An 18,858-nucleotide genomic window follows, 5' to 3' on the forward strand; every position below is an offset into this window, starting at 1 on the left:
CCGCCCCCCTATCCAGAGACCGCCGATCCATGGCTGAGCAGCACCCTCCAGCCCACGGCCTGACCGCGCTCGCGTGTCCGCCGGCACTCAGGGCGGAGCCGGTCGCCTCCGGTCCGACGACCGGGGCGCGTTCGTCCGTGTTTCGCGACGGTCGTTCCAGATCGGTCAGCTGCCGCTGATCATGGCGAGGACGTCGTCGTAGGAGCCGGTGGCCACCGCGTCGCGGATGAACCTGGCGCGCTCGACGACCAGTTCCTTCGCGTCAGGCTTCTCGCGCAGCAGATCGAGGGCCTCGGTGAGGAAGTCGTCCAACGGCATGGCCTGGTCGCTGTCCTGCTGGCCCAGCAGCGTCGTACGCACGCCCGGCGGGACCACCTCGATCACCTGGACGCCGGCGTCGGCACCGGCGAGCTGGATGCGCAGGCTCTCGGAGAAGGAGTGCAGCGCGGCCTTGGTCGCGCTGTAGGTCGGGGTGACCTGGAACGGTACGAACGCCAGCGCGGAGGTGACGTTCATGACGACCGCGTCGTCCTTGCCCACCAGCAGCGGCAGGAAGGCGTACGTCATCCGGATCGTGCCGAGCAGATTGGTCGTGACGTGATCCTCGGCGACCTGGAGTCCGGCCGGGTCGAGGAGGTTCTCCAACTGCATGATGCCGGCGTTGTTGACCAGGACGTTCAGCCCCGGGTGGCTCGCCGCCACGGTCTCGCGGGCCCGGGCGATCGAGTCGGGGTCCGCGACATCGAGGACGAGCGCGTCGATGCCCGGGTGCTCGGCCGTGATCTCGTCGAGGAGTTCCTTGCGCCGGCCGGCGACGATCACCTTGTTGCCGGCCTCGTGCAGGCGCAGGGCCAGGCCGAGGCCGATGCCCGAGGTGCCGCCGGTGATCAGGATCGTGTTGCCGGTCATCTTCATGGGGTCTTGCTCCTTCGGTACGGCGGGCCGGTGAGCGCCCGCAGCCCCGACCGTAGGAGCGCCCGCGCAGGGGTGGGAGAGGAAGGTTTATCCATGGATCGGCGGTCTCTGCCTGGCGGAGTGGTCCCGTCCTGGTTGGTCGTCGGTACGTCACGCTGCGGCAGGCGGCGGGAATGAATCCGGCGGGGGGCGGGTTGTACGGGGCGGTCGTAGTTTTTGTGTCTGTGTTTCACCGCACGCTCGCGAAGAACGATGTCGCGGGCGCCGCCTTCTTTCAGGGAACTGGAGAAGTAGCGTCCAGGCCGGCCCGGGGCACCGCACGGTGCGGGTCCCGTACCCCAGCCCCTGCAAGGAGCAACAAAATGACTCAGGGAACCGTCAAGTGGTTCAACGCCGAGAAGGGCTTCGGCTTCATCGCCCAGGCCGAGGGCGGCCCGGACGTCTTCGTGCACTACTCGGAGATCGACAGCTCCGGCTTCCGTAGCCTCGAGGAGAACCAGCACGTGGAGTTCGAGATCGTCCAGGGCCCCAAGGGCCCGCAGGCCTCGCACGTCCGCGCCATCTGAGACCTGGCGGGCAATACCTGCCGGACATCTCTTGATGCCAGGGCCGGCGCCACACGGCGCCGGCCCCAGTCTTACGCCTCCGCGGGAGTGGTCGGTCGTGTCGCATATCGATGGCGCATGGCGTCGCTGGCCGCAGGGCCCGCGGTGAAGACGTAGGTGTCGCTGTCGTCGAGTCGGCGGCCCGTCCTGGCGTCGACGACGACGGGCTCGACTTCCTCGCCGCTGTGCGCGTCGATGAGGATCATGCTGCGTTCGGCCGGTGTCAGGCGGGAGTTACCCCACGCGGCCAGGGCGACGATCACCGGTCGGAGGGAGCGCCCGAGTTCGGTGAGGACGTACTCGTGGCGTACGGGGTTGGTCTGGTAGGGCCGGCGCTCCAGTAGTCCGTCGGCGACGAGGGTTTTCAGCCGGGTGGTGAGCATGCTGGAGGAGATGCCCAGGCTCTCCTGGAACTGGTCGAAGCGCGTGTAGCCGTCGAAGGCGTCGTGGAGGATCAGCAGCGTCCACCACTCGCCTACGTGTTCCACCGTCGTGGACAGCGGGCACTCCCGGTCTTCCAGCCTGATCCGGCTTGCCACGGCGACCATCCCCTCAGTTACTGCTAAAGTCGAAGTTAGTAGCTTCCATTTTAGCAGTAACGACGGGGGCGGTGCCTTTGGTGTGCCTTTGGCGCCCGCAGCCCGGGATCGGAGCACACCGTGACCACACCCATCAGCGAATCCCTCGAAGGCCGACGCGCTCTGGTCACCGGCGGCACCAAAGGCACGGGAGCCGCCATCGCCCGACGTCTCGCCCAGGCCGGCGCGACCGTCCTGGTCACCGCCCGCAGCCGCCCCGACGACGTCGAAGAGAAGACGTTCATCACCGCCGATCTGTCCACGGCCCAGGGCGCCGCCCATGTCGCCGCCGAGGTGGACGCCCGTGTGGGAGGCGTCGACATCCTGGTCAACACCCTCGGCGGATCCGAGGCGCCGGCCGGAGGGTTCGCGGCGCTCGGCGAGGACGACTGGGCCAGGGAGCTGAACACCAATCTGCTGGCCGCCGTCCGCCTGGACCGCGCGCTCCTGCCCCACATGATCGCCACGGCCAAGGGCGTGATCGTGCACGTCACCTCGATCCAGCGCCGCATGCCGCTGTGGAACGGCACCCTGGCCTACGCCGCCGCCAAGGCCGCCCTGACCACGTACAGCAAGGGCCTGGCCAACGAGGTCGCCTCGCACGGCGTCCGCGTCAACACCGTCTCGCCCGGCTTCGTGCAGACCTCGGCCGCCGACCACCTCGTCGCCCGGATCGCCCGCGACGCGGACATCACCCAGGAAGCGGCGCTGGGCCGGCTCATGGACTCCCTGGGCGGCATCCCGCTGGGCCGTCCCAACCGGCCCGATGAGGTCGCCGAACTCGTCGCGTTCCTCGTCTCCGACCGCGCCTCGGCCATCGTCGGCGCCGAACACGTCATCGACGGCGGCACCACCCCCACCGTCTGAACCCGCCACCACCCCAAGGAGCGTCATGCACGACAACCAGTCCCGAACCAGCACCCAGGACACCCTGCCCGAGGTGATCACCCGCTACCTGAACGCGCACCGCGCCCACGACACCGCCGGCGCGATCACGGCGTTCACCCGCGAAGCCACAGTGATCGACGACGGCCACACCTACGAGGGCGCCGAGGCGATCGGGGAGTGGCTCGACCGATCGGCCACCGAATTCAGCTACACGATCCACCTCACCGGCGCCCAGCAGACCGACGCGACCCGCTACATCGCCACCCACCACCTCGAGGGCGACTTCCCCGGCGGGACCGTCGATCTGCGCTACCAGTTCACACTCCACGACGGCCTCATCGAACGCCTCGTCATCGAACCCTGAGTCCCTGGCGACGCCACCCGTTGCCGCCTATGTGGTCAGAGCACTGGCGGCCAGCACTGCCGCGAGGCCCTCTCGCAGGTCCTTGACGAAATACTCGGGAACCTCCAGCGACGGGAAATGTCCCCCGGTCTCCGGCGATCCCCAGTGGACGATCTGTCGGTACCGCTCCTGTGCCCAGGGGCGCGGGCACTTCTCGACGTCGCGGGGATACATGGTGATTGCTGACGGGACGTCGACCCGGAGTTCGGGGTCCAGGGAGTTGTGGCTCTCGTAGTAGATGCGGGCCGCCGACGCGCCGGTCCGCGTCAGCCAGTACAGGGTGACGTCGTCGAGAACGCGGTCTTGGGAAATCGTCTCGAACGGGCTGTCCTCCGTGTCCGACCACTCGGCGAACTTGTCGAGGATCCAGGCAAGAAGTCCGACCGGCGAGTCGACGAGCGAGTAGCCGATGGTCTGCGGTCGGGTCGCCTGCTGTTTCGCGTACGCCGCGCGGTGGCGCCAGAAATCGCGGGTTCCCTCGGCCCACTCGCGCTCGACCGCCGTCAGCCCGTCCGTTGTCAGCCCGGGCGGCCCCTCCGCGAACGTGGTGTGGATGCCGAGTACGTGCGCCGGGAACCTGCCCGCGAGAACCGTGGTGATATTGCCGCCCCAGTCGCCGCCGTGGGCCACGAACTTGCTGTAGCCGAGCCTTCCCATCAGTTCCACCCATGCGGCCGCGATCTTTTCGGTTCCCCACCCGGTGGTGGCCGGCTTGTCGCTGTAACCGAAGCCCGGCAGCGACGGGACCACGACGTGGAACGCCGGCGCGTCCGCGTCTTTCGGATCTGCCAGCTCGTCCACCACATCGATGAACCGAGCGACGCTGTCCGGCCAGCCGTGCGTCAAGATCAGCGGAGTGGCATCCGTGCGCGTGGATCGGCGGTGCAGGAAGTGGATTCCCAGGTCGTCAATGGTCGTGCGGAACTGGCCGATCTGGTTGAGGCGCTCCTCGAACGCCCGCCAGTCGTACCCGGTGCGCCAGTAGTTCACGACATCGACGAGGTCGGCGAGCGGAACGCCCTGGTCCCATCGGCGAGGGTCGGGCGCGGGGCGATGGACCGTTTCGGCTTCCGGCAGCCGCGCCGCGGCCAATCGCGCGCGCAGTTCGTCGAGTTCGGCATCAGGTGCGTGGGCTTCAAATGCTTGCACGTCGCTGGTCGGACGGGGCATGAGACCTCCTGGCCATCGCGGAACCGGCTAAGACGGTTCTACTATGCCCTCGCGTCGGCGTGCAACCGGCTAAGGTGGTTCCATGCCTACCGGGTTCCCTGACTTCCGTCTCGGCAATGTGCTGGCGACCAGCTTCACGGGGACTCTCTCGGAGCGTCATGGCGACGCTGTCGAGCGGATTCCCACACCGCGCCGACTCGTCGACTGGCTGGCGGTGAACGGCCTCGCCGTGGACTCCTGCACCACCGCCCAGCTCGAACTCGCTCGGGAACTGCGGGAGTCGATTCACGCCGCCGCGACCGCGGCCGCGCTCCATGAACCTCTCTCCGCCTCCGCTGTCCAAGTCATCAACGACCGCAGCGTTCAGGGTCGGGCCGCGGCGATCCTGACGCCCGACGGCAAGCGGCGATGGCGGCTCAGCTCGGCTTCCTGCGTGGAAGACGCCCTCAGCGTGATCGCCGCCGACGCGATCAGCATCATCGCGGGCGAACGAGACGGAAAACTGGCCTTGTGTGCATCGCCGACCTGCCGAGCCGCCTTCTTCGACACCAGTCAAAGCCGCACCCGCAAATGGTGCGACATGAACACGTGCGGGAATCGTCAGAAGAAGGCGCGCTTCCATGCCAGCCGGCGCAAGAACCTCAGCTCGGCGGAGTGACCGTCACCTCGAACGGACCGACAGCAGATGGAACTTGGTGACACTGCCGTTGAACCCGAAGTTGTCGTCCGTGACGAGGACGAGCGAGCGGGAGCCGTCGGGCAGCCTGGGCCCCCAGGTGATGCCCTCGACGTTGTCGGCGTCCGTGCCGGAGGTGGTGAAGTCGTACAGCAGCTTCTTCCGCATCGGCTTCTCGTCGCCGGACAGGGCGTACTCGCCGTTCACGTTCGTGGCGCCGATGGTGCTGGTCCAGTACAGCCGGATGGCGAAGCCGACACCGGAGGCGAAGGAGCGCTCCACGGTGAGGTAGTCGGTCTCGTTGATCGCGAGGATCTCGGTGACCCCCCGGTCTGCCGAGTACGTCCCCACCGGGGGCGGCAGCGGTGCGGTGGGGGCGTCGGAGATCGGGTCCACCTCGTAGACGTGCTCGGCCTTCGGCTTGCCCGTCGCCCGGTCCGCCACCAGCAGCCTGGACGGGCTTTTTGTCGTCAAGGAGGCTGCGGGGCCGTCCTGGATGAGCGCGTTCTCCGTGACCGTGACGACCTTGCTGCCGTCGGGGGAGAGGGTGAGGCCTTCGAGCGCCTGGTTGTTGCGGACGCCGGCGGTGAGCGTGCCGGACGCCGACCTGACGGGCGCGTACGCCTTGGGCAACGGCAGTTCGCGTTCGTAACCGCCCGAAGTGGCCGCCTCCCGGACGAAGGCAGGCTGCCCGGACGACGAGGCTCCCTCGCTGGTCCACAGCAGGCTGTTGCCGTCCGGCGTCCAGCGGATCGCCTCGGGGTCGACCGCCTTTGCGGTGAAGGGTTCGCCCGTGGTGTCGTCGAGCACGGTCAGGCCGTCGAGTACGGGCTTGTCACCGGCGAAGGCGGCCCCGTCGAGCGGCAGTCGGAGAGTGTAGAAGCGGGCCTTGCCGTTCTCCGAGCGGTCGTCGCTGAGGGCGACGTATCGGCCGGACTCCCGGTCGTAGTCGATCCCGGAGAGCCCGCCGAACGGCATGCCGAACTCCGTGGTCCCGGCGGGCACGGTGATCGTGTCCAGCAGCCGTACGTTCCGCGGCTTTGCCGCCGCCGCGGGCTCCGCGGCGAAGCCGCTCACGAGAGCCACGCTGCCGAGGAGTCCGACGGCGGTGAGGGAACCGAGGAGCGCGTGTCCGCAGTGCACTCGGTGTCTGTGTCGTCGCATGGGTGACCTTCCAAACCTTCCAAAAGGACTGACCAAAAGGACTGATTGCACGGGAAGTCGGGGCCGCGTCAGAGGGAGGCGGCGACCTCCCCGGTGGCGCCGCGTCGCTTGCGCCGCCACGCGTAGAGCGCGAGGGCCACCAGCGTCAGGGCGTACGGGATCGTCGACACCAGTTGCGGCGGTACGTCGAGCGTCCCGAGCTGTACGGCCAGGGCCTCCGCCGCGCCGAAGCCGAGCGCGGCGAGGAAGACGCCCCACGGGCGCAGCCCGCCCAGGAAGACCGCGGCGAGGGCGATGAAACCGCGGCCGGCCGTCATGTCCCGTACGAAGAAGGACACATAGCCCATGCTGAGGAAGACCCCGGCGAGGCCCGCGAGCGCGCCGCTGAGGGCGAGGCCGGCGTACTGGACCCGTCGGACCGGAATCCCTACGGAGGCGGCGGCGTCCGGCATCTCGCCGACCGCACGCAGATGGAAGCCGAAGCGGGTGCGGAAGAACAGCCAGGCGACGAAGGGCGCGGCCAGGAACGCCAGCCAGGTGATCATGTTCTGACCACTCACCACATCACCGAGTACGGGAACGCTCTCCACGCCCGGCAGGGTGACCGTCGGCAATGTGCCGCTCTTCAGCCCTGACGTGCCGCCCTTGTCGTCGAGGAGGGTGTAGACCGCGAACGCGGTACCGCCGGAGGCGAGGAGGTTGAGGCCGATGCCCGCGATGATCGCGTCGGCGCCCAGCTCCAGCCGCAGAGCCGCCAGCAGCACCCCCATCAGCGCCGCCACCGCGACCCCGCACACCGCGCCCAGGGCGACGGAGTGGCTGTATCCGGCGACCAGCGCGCCCGTGCAGGCCGCGCCGAGCATCTGGCCCTCCAGGGCGATGTTGCTGATGCCGGCGCGTTCGGCGACCAGTCCGCCGAGCGCGGCGAGCAGGTAGGGGGTCGCGACCCGGAGCACCGCCGCCAGGAAGGCGCTGCTGAGGACGACGTCGAGCAGGGAACTCATCGGACGCCCACCTGCCTGCGCGCGAGCCGGCGCTTGAGCAGGTCCGGCAGGGCCTGGGCGGTGACCAGCAGCACGATGACCGCCTGGATGACCACCACGATCTCGGTGCCCACGTCCGTCTGCTGTTCCATGATGTCGCCCCCGGCGCGCAGATAGGAGTAGAAGAGCCCGGCGACCACCACGACGAGCGGGTTGTTCCTGGCCAGCAGGGCCACGACGATCCCCTCGAAGGCCAGGCTGCCGGCGAGACCCGGTTCCAGGCGCCCGTAGACGCCCTGGACGAGGTGGGCTCCCGCGAGGCCCGCCACCGCGCCGCCGATGACGAAGCTCCACTCGATGACGCGGGGCACCTTGATGCCGCCGTACTCGGCGAAGCCGGGGTTGGAGCCGGTCATGCGGATGCGGTAGCCGAGCGGGGTGCGGGTGAGGAGCAGCCACAGCGCGACCGCGGTGAGCAGCATGACGCCGAACCCGACGTTGGCGCGGCCCATCGGGGTGCCGAACCAGTCGGTCAGCGGCGTGAGCGCGGCATCGTCCTGGATGGACTTCGAGTGCACGGCGCTGCTCCCGGGTTCCTTCAGCGGACCGTTGACCAGGTAGTCGTAGACGCGGACGACGATGGCGTTGAGCATCAGCGTGGCCACGATCTCGTTGGCGCCGAGGCGGGCCTTCATCGATCCCGGCACCAGACCCATTCCGGCGCCCGCGCCGGCGGCGGCGACCATGGGCACGATCACGGCGGCGACCGGCGGCAGCGGCAGGAAGATCGCGACCGCGCCGGCGGCCAGCGCACCGGCGTAGAGCTGGCTCTCGGCGCCGAGGCTGATCTGCCGGGCGCGGAAGGGGATGGCGACCGAGAGGCCGAGCAGGGTGAGCGTGGTGGCGTCCTCCAGCCAGCGGCCGACCCGGAAGGAGCGGTCCAGCGGGCCGGTGAGCATCACCTCGTACGCCCGGATCGGGTCCTTGCCGGTGGCGAGCATGACGAGGAAGCCGATGGCGAGGGCGGCCAGGATGGTGGCCAGGGCCATGCCGATGTCCACCGCGAGATCGCGGCGACGGGTCGCTCGGTACTCGCGCCGGTCCTCGGTCTCGATCAGGGTGCCGGTCACGGGGCGTCCCCCAGGTCGGTCAGGCCGGCCGTGAGGTGGTCGCGGTCGTGGTGCTCGATGCCGAGCATGTAGAGTCCGACGCGCTTTTCGGTGAGGCCGGTCGTGTCGTCGAACCGGGCGGTCAGGCGGCCGTCCTTGAGGACGAGCAACCGGTCGGAGAGGGCGAGCAGTTCGGTGAGGTCGGCCGAGACCAGGAGCACGGCGGTGCCCGCGTCGCGCGCGGCGACCAGTTGCTCGTACATGAACCGCATCGCGCCGACGTCCACCCCGCGGGTGACCTGAGAGGCGATCAACAGCCTTGGTACAGCGGACAGTTCACGGGCGACGATCACCTTCTGCAGGTTGCCGCCGGACAGCGCGCGCACCGGGACCGACGGGTCGGGGGTGCGGATGGCGTAGTCGGAGATCAGCCGCTCGGCGTGGGCACGCACCGCCTTCGGGCTGAGCATGCCGTGGCGGGCGAGGGGTGGGCGGTCGTGGCGGTCGACGACGAGGTTGTCGGCGATCGACTCGTCGAGCGCGGCGCCGTTCGACAGCCGGTCCTCCGGTACGTAGCCGATGCCGGCCCCGCGGTGCGCGGCCACGTCCAGACCGGCCGTGTCGGTGCCGCCGACGTGGACCGTGCCCGTCGTCGGCCGGCGCAACCCGGCGAGGATCTCGGCGAGTTCGCTCTGGCCGTTGCCCTCGATGCCGGCCACACCGACGATCTCCCCGGCGGCCACGTCGAAGTCCACGCCGCGCAGGGACTGCCCGGTCGGCGCCTCGTAGCCGAGGCCCCGTACCCGCAAGGTGACTCCGGTGGGGCGGGCGGGGGCGCGGTCCACGTCCAGGGAGACCTCGCGGCCGACCATCATCGAGGCGAGCGACCGCTCGGTGGCGTCCGCGGTGGCGACCGTCCCCACCAGCGAACCGGCCCGCATCACGCTCACCTTGTCGCTGATCTCGCGCACCTCGCGCAGCTTGTGCGAGATGAACAGCACGGTCATTCCGTCGTCGCGCAGCCTTCGTACGGCGGCGAACAGGTCCTCGGTCTCCTGCGGAGTGAGCACGGCGGTCGGCTCGTCGAGGATCAGTACGCGCGCTCGGCGGTGGAGGGCCTTGAGGATCTCGGCGCGCTGCCGCATGCCGACCGACACCTCGTCGACGCGCGCCTTCGGGTCGACGGCGAGTCCGGACTCCTCAGCGAGCCGGGCGGTCGTCTCCATGGCCGCCTTCGGGTCGACCAGACCGCGGCGGCCCGGTTCGACGCCGAGGACGACGTTCTGCGCGATGGTGAAGGAGGGCACCAGCATGAGGTTCTGGTGCACCATGCCCACGCCGAGGGCGATCGCCGAGGCCGGGCCGCGCAGCACGCGGGGCCGGCCGCCGACCAGGAGCTCCCCGGAGGAGGGCTGCTCCAGGCCGTAGAACAGCTTCATCAGCGTGGACTTGCCCGCGCCGTTCTCGCCCACGACCGCGCGGATCTCGCCGGGCGGGACCTCCAGGTCCACACCGCGCACCGCGCGGACTCCGTTGGCGTACGTCTTGGTGATGGCGCGGGCGGCGACGGCGGGGCCGTCCTCGCCCCATGGCTCGTTCATCATCGAGGCCGTCCGGCTAAAAGGCGCTGGGGACCGTGACGGAGCCGGACTTCACCTGGTCGGCGGCTTCCTGGAGCTCCGTACGGATCTTCTCGGGGACCAGCTGAGCGAAGTGGTCGTCGTTCACATAGCCGACGGCGTCCTCGGCGAGACCGACGGAGTCGACGGCGCCGTACTTGAGAGAGCCCTTCTGGTCCGCCTGCGCGGCCTTGTACAGGGCGTTGCCGACGTTCTTGAGGATGGAGGTGACGACGGTGTTCTTCTGCGCCTGGTCGGTGAGGGTCTGGTACTGGTCGGAGTCGACGCCGAAGGTGTACCGCCCGGCCGCGACCGCCGACTCGAAGGTGCCGAGGCCGGAGAGCCCGGCGACCGGCCACACCAGCGCGGCGCCCTGGCCGTACATGGCGGTGGAGATCTCCTTGCCCTTCGCGGGATCACTGAACGGCTTGTCGCCGCCCACGTACTGCACGAGCACGTCGGAGTTCTGTCCGCCCGCGTCCTTGAATCCCGCCTTGAAACCGACCACGAAATCCTCGATCAACGGGATCTTCACTCCGGGCATGACGCCGACCTTCTTCAGGGATTCGGCGCCCTTGAGTGATTTCCCGGTCACCAGCTTCTCGGCGAGGAATCCGGCGAGATATCCGCCCTCGTTCTGCTTGAAGGTCACGGAGTAGACGTTCTCGCACTTGTTGGAACAGGTGCCGTTCTTGCCGCTGTAGTCGACCGGGGCGTCGAAGAGCCAGAACTTCTTGTCCGGGAATTGCGGGGCGAGTTCGCCGATGTAGTCGGTGACCTCGAAGGTCCCGGCCGCCAGGATGTCGTAGTCGTCGGCCGAGGCGGCGTCCTCGAATCCGGGCTCCCACTTGGTGCGGTCGGCACCCAGCTCGACCACCTTGAGCTCGTAACCGAGGTCCTTCTGAGCCCTCTTCAGCCCCTCGTGGGCGGAGTCGAAGAACGACTTGTCGCCCAGCCCGCCATTGATCACCAATTTGACGCGCGGCTTACCGGAGGCGGCCGCTCCGAAATCGTCCCCGCCCGATCCTCCGCACGCGGTGAGCGCGAGCATGCCGGTCAACGCGAAGGCGGCGGTTCTTCCGTATCGCATCATGGACCTCCTGATCATTGTGTTGCTGAGTGAGCGGCTGCGTCGACAGTAGGAAGTGCAAAACGTTTTGGCTACGTCGGCCGGTTTCTGTGTGATTTCCGGTGTGGGAATTTCAGACATCGCCGAGCGGCGCGGCACCTCACCGCTCCGCCCCGGCCAGCCAGCGCACCAGCCGGTCCCACAACTCCGCGTATCCGTCCCAGGCCAGGAACGGCGGCGGCGCCCAGTGCGGTGCCACGTCGGAGGTGAACGCGGCCGACCTGCCCGTGCCGTGTCCGCCGACGACCAGCAGCGGATGCCCGGCGCACTCGGCCAGCAACGACGCCTCCGGCCGTACCGCGACCTCGTTGAGGCCGAGCAGCGCCGGCCAGGACCGGTCCAGCCCCCGTACGAGCGGGTGCTCGCCCACCACCTCGGGCACGGCCCCGGCCGGCAGCTCCACCCGGTCGTCCCGATCGACCATGACCACCGGCAACGCGGCGGCCAGCGGCGTACGCCCCCACCGCGCGCGGGCGTCGATACCGCTGAAGCTCAGGTAGCCGCCGATCATCAGCACCCCGCCGCCTCGCTCGACGAAGCCGCGCACCAGCTCCGAGCGGTCGGGCGCGGCGACGGACCGGCCGAAGGTCTCGGGCGGCAGCTGGAAGCTGTTGGCGCCGACATCGCTGATGACCACGACGTCGTACGCGTCGAAGCCCGCCGCCGAGTGGGGCACCCGGGTGGGGATCTCGTGCGCGGGAACGTAGGTCACGTCGTGGCCCTGGGAGCGGAGGGCGTCGAGGAAGACGCCTCCGCCCTCGGTGTACTCCGCGGTGTGGAAGGCGTCGAAGCCCTTCTGATGCACCGTGTACGTGAACCAGGACTCGCCGATGACGAGCACTCTGGGCATGGCGAACCGCCTTTCGGGAAGGGCGCGTTGAGGCAGCCGGGCACGGGGACATGGCCGCGTGGCGCGGTTGTCGAGCAGGGGGGATGCGCGGGTCAGCGGGTGGTGGGAGGCGCCGTGCTGCCCCGCACCTTCAGTTCGACGGGGAGGGTGTGCCGTGAGGCGGGCGGGATCTCGCCCCGGGAGACGTACTGGAGAAGCTGGGCGGTGGCGGTGCGGCCCACGTCGTAGGCGGGCTGGTGGACGGTGGTCAGGGACGGATGGGCCAGCGAGGCCGCTCGGATGTCGTCGAAGCCGACCACCGAGACGTCCTGAGGCACCGAGAGACCCGCGTCCCTGAGCGCCGTGAGGGCGCCGAACGCCATCAGGTCGTTGGCCGCGAACACGGCGGTGCAGCCGAGGCCGCCGTCCTGGAGGAGCTTGTCGACCAGGACGTAGCCGGATGCTTCCTTGAAGTCGCCGACCCGCTCGACGACTTCGCCCCGGAAGGCCTCGACGAAGCCGTTCGCACGGGCGACGCTGCTCCGCAGGGCCCCGGGTCCGGTCAGCATCAGGACCCGGCGGTGACCGAGGGAGCGCAGGTGTTCCCCGACCAGCCGCCCGCCCGCCTCGTGGTCGGCCGTGGCGATGAGGGCGCCCTCCAGACCCTCGACCTCCTCATCGGCGAGCGCGATGGGGAACTTGCCCATCAGAGCCTCCAGCCGGCGCCGGGACGGCGGGGACCCCGAGGCGTACACCATCCCGTCGATGAACCGGCTGCGGATCATGCCGAGATAGCGGTCCTCGCGATCGGCGTCGAACTCGGTGTTGCACAGGATCAGGCCGTAGCCGAGGTCGTGGGCGGCGTCCTCGGCGCCCTTGGCGAGCTCGGCGAAGAAGGTGTTGCTGATGTCGGGGATCAGCAGGCCGATCACCGAGGTGGAACCGGCCTGCAGGCTGCGCGCCAGCGACGCGGGGACGTAGCCGAGCCGGTTGACGACACCGCGCACCCGGGTGGCGGTCTCCTCGTTGACCGGCCGGTTGCCGCTGAGCACGTGCGAGACCGTGGTCGGGCTGACCCCGGCCGCCGCGGCCACGTCCTTGATGGACGCCGCACCGCGGACGGGGGCCCTGTCGGGCTCAGGGGTCATAGTGCTGCACCGCCCTTCCGTGGGAGGTGTCGAGAATCCGCGCCACCCGTGCGTCGGCCTCCGCGAGGAGCGCCGGCTCGTCCACGGTGAGCAGCCGCCCGTCGCGCATCAGGACGCGGCCGTCGACGATCACCGTACGTACGTCACTGGCGCGGGCGCTGTAGACCAGGGCGGCGCGCGGGTCGTGCAGCGGACGGCAGTGCGGTCCGGACAGGTCGGTGAGGACGATGTCGGCCCGCATGCCCGGCTCGAGAGCGCCGATCCGGTCCGCCAGATCCAGGGCGCGGGCGCCGCCCCGCATGGCCAGGCGCAGGGTGTCGGAGACGGTCATCCAGGTGGCGTCGCGCACCGCCTGCTTCTGGGTGAGCGCGACCAGCCGCAGCGCCTCCCACACGTCGAGGGTGTTGTGACCGGCGGCGCCGTCCGTGCCGACCGCCACCGTGACCCCCGCGCCGAGCAGCTCGCGGACCGGGGTGAGCGGCGACAGCGCGTGCTTGAGATACACCTTGGGGCAGCAGGCCACGGCGGTCGTGCTCGCGTACTCGGCCAGCAGCGGCAGGGCCTGTTCGACGATGCCGCAGCCGTGCGCTATCAGCACACCCGCCTCAAGCACCCCGGTCTCGTACAGCACCCGGATCGGGGTGATGCCGCGCCGCTCAAGACTGGACTGCGTCTGCTCCACATGCTCGGCGGCGTGGATGTGCGTCCGCAGGCCGAGCTCCCGGGCGTGCCCGGCCAGGGTCCGCAGGTCCGCGTCGTTCACCGTGTACGGGGCATGCGGCCCGAGCGAGACGGTCACCCGGCCCGCCGCCCGCCCGTGCCATTTCTCGGCGAACTGCACTCCGGCCTCGAGGGATTCCCGGCCCCCGCTGCTGAAGTACGTGGGCGCGATATCGGCCCGCAGGCCGGTCTCGGCGACCGCCTCGGCGATCTGCTCGGGGAAGAAGTAGTGGTCGGCGAAGGCGGTGACGCCGGAACGGATCATCTCCGCGCAGGCGAGCCGCGCCCCGGCCCGCACGTCCGCCGCGGTGAGGTTGGACTCCATCGGCCAGACGCGCTCGTTGAACCACCCCTCGACCGTCACGTCCTCCGCCGCACCGCGCATCAGCACCATGGGACTGTGCGTGTGCGCGTTGACCAGGCCCGGTACGGCGAGCAGCCCGCGCCCGTCGACGACCTCCGCGGTGTCGTCGGCGGGGGCGGCGCCGGTCGGCCGCACCTCCTCGATGACACCGTCCGCGACCACGATGTCCCGCGCCGGGAGGATCTCGCACGCGCCCTCCGGCGGAACACGCAGCACATCGCAGCCGCTCACCAGGAGACGGCCCGCGGGCGGAGGCGTTCTGTCGCTCATGCGGCACAAGCTAGATATCCAAAACGTTTTGCACAACAGGCGAACGCTCGCAACTGGTAGAAGACGGGCATGACCACTTCACTCCACCCTCATGGCGCCACCCGATGACCGCCGGTATCGACACCCCCGACCGCCGCGGCCGCACCGGACTCGACCGGACCGGCCTGGACCTGACCGGCAACCCGCGTGTGAAGGTGCGGGAGGTGACTCTGCTCTCCAGTCACTGGTACGTCGAGCGCGCGACGACCTTCGACCTCCAGCGTGCCGACGGCACCTGGAGCACCCAGCAGCGGGAGACGCACGACCGCGGCAACGGGGCCACCATGCTGCTGTACGACACGGAACGCGAAACGGTGCTGCTCACCCGTCAGTTCCGCTACCCCGTCTACGTCAACAACCACCCGGACGGGATGCTGATCGAGACGCCGGGGGGACTGCTCGACGACGATGACGAGCACCCGGAGATCGCCGTACGGCGTGAGGTGGTGGAGGAGACCGGCCACACCATCGGCGCCGTCCGGCATGTCTTCGACGTCTATATGAGCCCCGGCTCGGTCACCGAACGCGTCAGCTTCTACGCCGCCGAGTACGGACCGTCGACCCGCACCCACGAGGGCGGGGGACTGGACGAGGAGGGCGAGGACATCGAGATCCTCGAAGTGCCCTTCCGCCGAGCCCTGGAGATGATCCGCACCGGGGAGATCGCCGACGCCAAGACCATCATGCTGCTCCAGTGGGCCGCTTTGGAGGGGCCGTTCGCGGGCTGAACCCGCGTACTCCCTTGACTTGAAGAGCACTTCAAGCTGAAGACTCCCGTTCACGTGCCCCGAACGCGGGCGCGGAACGGGAGGCATCCACCATGAAGTACCGCACGATCGGCACCGACCCGAAGACCCGCCGCGAGGTGAGCGTGCTCGCCCTCGGCGCCATGCTGTTCGGCTCACGCACGGACGAGGCGACCTCCTTCGCGGTGCTCGACCGCTATGTCGAGGCCGGTGGCACGTTCATCGACACGTCCGACAACTACGCCTTCTGGGAGGACGGAAGCCAGGGCGGGCAGAGCGAGGAACTGCTCGGCCGGTGGCGGCGCAGTCGCGGTGTCGGCGACGAGATCGTCATCGCGACCAAGCTGGGCGCCCGCCCCCTCGCTCCCGGCACCAGCTATGTCGACAACCCGGAAGGCCTGTCGGCGAAGGTGATCCGGGAGTCGGCCGAGCGCAGCCGGGAACGGCTGGGCGTCGCCAAGCTGGATCTGCTGTACGCGCACATCGAGGACCACAAGGTCCCGCTCCAGGAGACCGTCGAGACCTTTGCCGAGCTGGTGGCCGAGGGCACGGTCGGAATGCTCGGAGTCAGCAATCACGCCATGTGGCGGGTGGAGCGCGCCCGCGGTCTCGCCGCCGCGGCCGGACTTCCCGGCTACGAGGTGCTCCAGTACGCGCACAGCCATCTGCGGCCCCGTACCGACGTACCGAGTGACCTCTTCCCCGACGGCAGCCTCGGCCACGCCGGCGCGGAGCTGCTGGGCTATCTGCGGGCCGAGCCCGGACTGACCCTGGTGGCCTACTCGCCGCTGCTGAGGGGGGCCTACACCCACCCGGACCGGCTGCCCGCGGACTTCGACCACCCTGGGGTCCCGGCCCGTCTGAAGGTGCTGCGGGAGGTCGCCCGGGAGACCGGCGCGACCGTCAACCAGGTGGTGCTGGCCTGGCAGATCGGCGGCGAGCTGCCGATCCTGCCGCTGGCGGGGGCGTCGTCGGTGGCGCAGCTGGACGAGAACCTGGCCGCCGTCGATCTGGAGCTGAGCGAGGAGCAGCGGGCCCGGCTGGACGCCGCTCACTGACCGAGACGGTGGTTCGGCTGCGCAGTAGGCTGCTGGGAGAGCCGAAGGAGAGCGGGTCATGCCCATGCTGCCCACCGAGCGATCCATCCGGACCACCCCCGAGGGCCTCCTGTGGGAGCCCGGCGAACGCTGGGTGCGCGGCGTCAAGGGTGATGTGACCGTGGTGAACAGCCGGCATCCCGTCCTCGTCTGGGAGCCCGAACTGCCCGTTCCGCAGTACGCCTTCCCGCGGGAGGAGGTCCGCACCGACCTCCTCCGCCCGGCCAAGAACCCGCCGACCGGCACGCACACCGGCTCGCAGGTCTTCTACGACATCGAGGTCGACGGCGAGGTGGTGGAGAACGCGGCGTGGACCTTCCCCGCCGAGGATCTGGCCGGGCACATCGCCTTCGCCTGGTTCCTGCGCTGGGACAGGGGTCTCGACCACTGGTACGAGGAGGACGAGGAGATCTTCGTCCACCCGCGTGACCCGCACAAGCGGGTGGACGCGCTGCCCAGCAGCCGCCATGTCCAGGTCGAGATCGACGGCACGCTGGTCGCCGACACCCTTCGCCCGGTGCTGCTCTTCGAGACCTCGCTGCCGACGCGGTACTACATACCGCCCGAGGACGTCCGCCGCGATCTGTTCGTCCCCACCGACCACCACACGTCATGCCCGTACAAGGGCACCGCCGACTACTGGTCGTGGCGGGGCGAGGCCGACGTACCACCGAACCTGCTCTGGAGCTATCCGGACCCGCTTCCCGCGGTGGCCGCGATCAGGGGGCGCTTCGCCTTCTACAACGAGGCGATCGACATCACCGTGGACGGCGAACGCCTCGAACGCCCGGTCACCCCGTTCAGCGCGTCGCTCGGCACCCGGCCACGCCCGTAGCGCGGGGCCGGTCAGGGCCTGACCAGCAGACGGAAGTCGAAGGCGTACCGGGAGGCGCGGTAGATGTGCGTTCCGTACTCGATCGGCCGGCCGGTGTCGTCGTAGGCCGTGCGCTGCATGGTGAGCAGGGCCGCGCCCTCCTTCTCGTCGAGGCGGGCGGCCTCGTCGGGGGTGGCGGAGCGGGCGCCGATGGTCTGGCGGGCGCTGTGCAGGGTGATGCCGGCGGAGCGCAGCAGACGGTACAGGCCGGTCGACTCGAGCCGGGGGGTGTCCAGGTCGAGCAGGCCGGCCGGCAGGTGGTTGCAGAGGAACGCCACCGGCTGGCTGTGCGTGCGGCGCAGCCGCTCCAGGACGACGACCTCGGCGCCCTCCGCGAGACCGAGGGCAGCCGCGACATCGGCGGTGGCCGCCATCCGCTCGTTGCGCAGCACCTCCGTGGTGGGGCCCTGCCCCGCCGTCTCCAAGTCGTCGTAGAGACTGCTGAGTTCGAGCGGGCGCTTGACCTGGCTGTGCACGACCTGGGTGCCGACGCCGCGGCGGCGGACCAGCAGCCCCTTGTCGACGAGGGACTGGATGGCCTGGCGGACGGTGGGCCGGGACAGGCCGAGGCGGATGGACAGGTCGATCTCGTTGCCGAGGAGATTGCCCGGGGCGAGCACGCCGTGCTCGATCGCCGCCTCCAGCTGCTGGGCGAGTTGGTAGTACAGGGGCACCGGACTGCCCCGGTCCAGGGCGAAGTCCACCGCGTCGAGCCCGGGGGAGGGCACGGCGCGCGCGGCGCCACCGGTCCTCGCCATGCTAGCCAACTCCCTGTGAAGGACGGTCGGTTGAGGCGGGAGACACGGCCGCGTACTGTACGGTCGTCGCCAGATCCCAGCCGGACAGGAGCCCGTGACACAGCGCCCCGCCGAACGCCCCGCCCACGCCATGGCCGTTGACCGGTCCGACGGTGGCGGGAGGCGCTTCGGCCGTGCTGCCGTCGTGGCGCATGGCGAGTACGCCCGCGGCGCCCAGCCTGACCACCGCCGTCTCGACTCCCGCGTCGAGCAACGCCCGTGCGCACGCGTGCGGTTCGCCTGCGCCGGTCATGATCTGGCATGCGTCGAGGGTGCCGACCGCGACGGTGGCGTGCCGCAGCGCCTCGGCGTAGTACGGGCGGGCTTCGTCCGGGTCCGACCAGGACTGCGGGCGCCAGTCGAGGTCGAAGACGGTGATGCCGGCCCTGCCGCGGGCCTTGAGTGCCGCGAGCACGGCGGACCGTCTGGGCTCGTGACTCAGGCCGGTACCGGTGATCCAGAAGACGCGGGCCGCGCGGATGGCGAAGCAGTCCATCTCGTAGGGATCGTCGCCGGTGGAGGTCAGCGCGACCGTGGAACGGCCCAGGCCGGCGGCGGCGACCGCCACGTCCGCGGCCGCGTCCCCGATTCCTGTGCGGCCCATCGTGATGAGATCATATGGCTGGGCTGACTCGGCCATGCGCGCTCCTCGTCGAGCTGAGGGAAGGTGGTCCCACCCGTGGGGCCTGCCGACTCTCAGGTTGTAGGGCGCGAAGACCGATGCTGTCAATGGTT

At 69.9% G+C, this 18,858-nt stretch carries 20 protein-coding genes; 7 read left to right on the forward strand and 13 right to left on the reverse strand.

The genetic code is table 11. The annotated features are described in order from the left end of the window. Positions 1–165: 165 nt before the first annotated feature. Entirely contained in the window at positions 166–915 is a 750-nt protein-coding gene (locus KCH48_RS00200) for an SDR family oxidoreductase (RefSeq protein WP_210569119.1), read from the reverse strand. A gap of 362 nt (positions 916–1,277) precedes the next feature. On the opposite strand from KCH48_RS00200, the gene KCH48_RS00205 reads away from it, so the two are divergent. Further along, entirely contained in the window at positions 1,278–1,481 is a 204-nt protein-coding gene (locus tag KCH48_RS00205; RefSeq protein WP_210569121.1) for a cold-shock protein, read from the forward strand. Positions 1,482–1,552: 71 nt separating this feature from the next. Here KCH48_RS00205 and KCH48_RS00210 read toward each other — a convergent pair whose 3' ends face one another. After that, positions 1,553–2,068, reverse strand: coding sequence for a helix-turn-helix domain-containing protein (locus KCH48_RS00210; protein WP_210569123.1), 516 nt, complete (start codon positions 2,066–2,068; stop codon positions 1,553–1,555). A gap of 111 nt (positions 2,069–2,179) precedes the next feature. Here KCH48_RS00210 and KCH48_RS00215 point away from each other — a divergent pair, with 111 nt between their 5' ends. Then, positions 2,180–2,965: an SDR family oxidoreductase gene (locus KCH48_RS00215; protein ID WP_210569125.1), complete on the forward strand. Its 786-nt coding sequence runs from the start codon at positions 2,180–2,182 to the stop codon at positions 2,963–2,965. Positions 2,966–2,990: 25 nt separating this feature from the next. Further along, positions 2,991–3,350 (forward strand): nuclear transport factor 2 family protein, encoded by a 360-nt coding sequence (locus KCH48_RS00220; protein WP_210569127.1) that lies wholly within the window; start codon positions 2,991–2,993, stop codon positions 3,348–3,350. 27 nt (positions 3,351–3,377) lie between these two features. Here KCH48_RS00220 and KCH48_RS00225 read toward each other — a convergent pair whose 3' ends face one another. After that, the gene (locus tag KCH48_RS00225; RefSeq protein WP_210569129.1) at positions 3,378–4,559 is read right to left on the reverse strand and encodes an epoxide hydrolase family protein; all 1,182 of its coding nucleotides are present in this window, start codon (positions 4,557–4,559) and stop codon (positions 3,378–3,380) included. An 82-nt stretch (positions 4,560–4,641) separates the two neighbouring features. Between KCH48_RS00225 and KCH48_RS00230 the strand changes: the two genes are divergently transcribed. Then, positions 4,642–5,217, forward strand: coding sequence for an ABATE domain-containing protein (locus tag KCH48_RS00230; protein WP_210569131.1), 576 nt, complete (start codon positions 4,642–4,644; stop codon positions 5,215–5,217). 3 nt (positions 5,218–5,220) lie between these two features. Here the strand turns inward: KCH48_RS00230 and KCH48_RS00235 are convergent, their stop codons facing one another. The 8 genes from KCH48_RS00235 to KCH48_RS00270 form a co-directional block, all read right to left on the reverse strand. After that, positions 5,221–6,399, reverse strand: a complete 1,179-nt coding sequence (locus tag KCH48_RS00235) for an esterase-like activity of phytase family protein (RefSeq protein WP_210569133.1) — start codon at positions 6,397–6,399, stop codon at positions 5,221–5,223. Between the two features lie 68 nt (positions 6,400–6,467). Further along, positions 6,468–7,403, reverse strand: a complete 936-nt coding sequence (locus tag KCH48_RS00240; protein WP_210569136.1) for an ABC transporter permease — start codon at positions 7,401–7,403, stop codon at positions 6,468–6,470. Continuing rightward, on the reverse strand, positions 7,400–8,512 hold the full coding sequence (locus tag KCH48_RS00245; protein ID WP_307840754.1) for an ABC transporter permease: 1,113 nt from the start codon (positions 8,510–8,512) through the stop codon (positions 7,400–7,402). Before KCH48_RS00245 ends, KCH48_RS00240 begins: the two co-directional genes overlap by 4 nt. Then, positions 8,509–10,095 carry an ABC transporter ATP-binding protein gene (locus tag KCH48_RS00250; RefSeq protein WP_210569138.1) on the reverse strand — a complete coding sequence of 529 codons (1,587 nt, stop codon included), beginning with the start codon at positions 10,093–10,095 and terminating at the stop codon, positions 8,509–8,511. Before KCH48_RS00250 ends, KCH48_RS00245 begins: the two co-directional genes overlap by 4 nt. Before the next feature lie 13 nt (positions 10,096–10,108). Beyond that, on the reverse strand, positions 10,109–11,203 hold the full coding sequence (locus KCH48_RS00255) for a BMP family protein (RefSeq protein WP_210569140.1): 1,095 nt from the start codon (positions 11,201–11,203) through the stop codon (positions 10,109–10,111). A gap of 136 nt (positions 11,204–11,339) precedes the next feature. Then, positions 11,340–12,089: a glutamine amidotransferase gene (locus KCH48_RS00260; RefSeq protein ID WP_210569142.1), complete on the reverse strand. Its 750-nt coding sequence runs from the start codon at positions 12,087–12,089 to the stop codon at positions 11,340–11,342. 92 nt (positions 12,090–12,181) lie between these two features. Further along, positions 12,182–13,216 (reverse strand): LacI family DNA-binding transcriptional regulator, encoded by a 1,035-nt coding sequence (locus tag KCH48_RS00265; RefSeq protein ID WP_210569144.1) that lies wholly within the window; start codon positions 13,214–13,216, stop codon positions 12,182–12,184. Beyond that, positions 13,206–14,570, reverse strand: coding sequence for an amidohydrolase (locus KCH48_RS00270; protein ID WP_210569146.1), 1,365 nt, complete (start codon positions 14,568–14,570; stop codon positions 13,206–13,208). Before KCH48_RS00270 ends, KCH48_RS00265 begins: the two co-directional genes overlap by 11 nt. 104 nt (positions 14,571–14,674) lie before the next feature. On the opposite strand from KCH48_RS00270, the gene KCH48_RS00275 reads away from it, so the two are divergent. The 3 genes from KCH48_RS00275 to KCH48_RS00285 all read left to right on the forward strand — a co-directional run bounded on the left by KCH48_RS00275 (position 14,675) and on the right by KCH48_RS00285 (position 17,287). Beyond that, the gene (locus KCH48_RS00275; protein ID WP_210569148.1) at positions 14,675–15,337 is read left to right on the forward strand and encodes an NUDIX domain-containing protein; all 663 of its coding nucleotides are present in this window, start codon (positions 14,675–14,677) and stop codon (positions 15,335–15,337) included. Between the two features lie 92 nt (positions 15,338–15,429). Next, positions 15,430–16,413 carry an aldo/keto reductase gene (locus KCH48_RS00280; RefSeq protein ID WP_210569150.1) on the forward strand — a complete coding sequence of 328 codons (984 nt, stop codon included), beginning with the start codon at positions 15,430–15,432 and terminating at the stop codon, positions 16,411–16,413. Positions 16,414–16,471: 58 nt separating this feature from the next. Next, positions 16,472–17,287: a DUF427 domain-containing protein gene (locus KCH48_RS00285; protein ID WP_210569152.1), complete on the forward strand. Its 816-nt coding sequence runs from the start codon at positions 16,472–16,474 to the stop codon at positions 17,285–17,287. 11 nt (positions 17,288–17,298) lie between these two features. Here the strand turns inward: KCH48_RS00285 and KCH48_RS00290 are convergent, their stop codons facing one another. Both KCH48_RS00290 and KCH48_RS00295 read right to left on the reverse strand, forming a co-directional pair. Further along, a complete protein-coding gene (locus KCH48_RS00290) occupies positions 17,299–18,084 on the reverse strand; it encodes a GntR family transcriptional regulator (RefSeq protein ID WP_210569153.1) in 786 nt (261 codons plus the stop codon). A gap of 1 nt (position 18,085) precedes the next feature. Next, entirely contained in the window at positions 18,086–18,763 is a 678-nt protein-coding gene (locus KCH48_RS00295) for a PfkB family carbohydrate kinase (protein WP_210569155.1), read from the reverse strand. Positions 18,764–18,858: the final 95 nt, after the last annotated feature.

Source organism: Streptomyces sp. GESEQ-4, from assembly GCF_017948455.1.
Taxonomy (GTDB): domain Bacteria; phylum Actinomycetota; class Actinomycetes; order Streptomycetales; family Streptomycetaceae; genus Streptomyces.